Genomic DNA, 354 nt, shown 5'->3' with positions numbered 1-354 from the left:
TTCCCCACTGCTGCCTCCCGTAGGAGTCTGGACCGTGTCTCAGTTCCAGTGTGACTGATCATCCTCTCAGACCAGTTACGGATCGTCGCCTTGGTGAGCCATTACCTCACCAACTAGCTAATCCGACCTAGGCTCATCTGATAGCGCAAGGCCCGAAGGTCCCCTGCTTTCTCCCGTAGGACGTATGCGGTATTAGCGTCCGTTTCCGAACGTTATCCCCCACTACCAGGCAGATTCCTAGGCATTACTCACCCGTCCGCCGCTCTCAAGAGAAGCAAGCTTCTCTCTACCGCTCGACTTGCATGTGTTAGGCCTGCCGCCAGCGTTCAATCTGAGCCATGATCAAACTCTTCA

General features: G+C 55.1%; 1 rRNA gene. It reads right to left on the bottom strand.

Features of this window, described 5'->3' with window-relative positions:
- Positions 1-354, bottom strand: a 16S ribosomal RNA gene (locus BG57_RS31050); the annotation flags it as partial.

Source organism: Caballeronia grimmiae (genome assembly GCF_000698555.1).
Taxonomy (GTDB): Bacteria; Pseudomonadota; Gammaproteobacteria; order Burkholderiales; family Burkholderiaceae; genus Caballeronia; species Caballeronia grimmiae.
The sequence above is the reverse complement of the archived record's forward strand: the minus strand, read 5'-3'. Positions and strand labels throughout refer to the sequence as shown.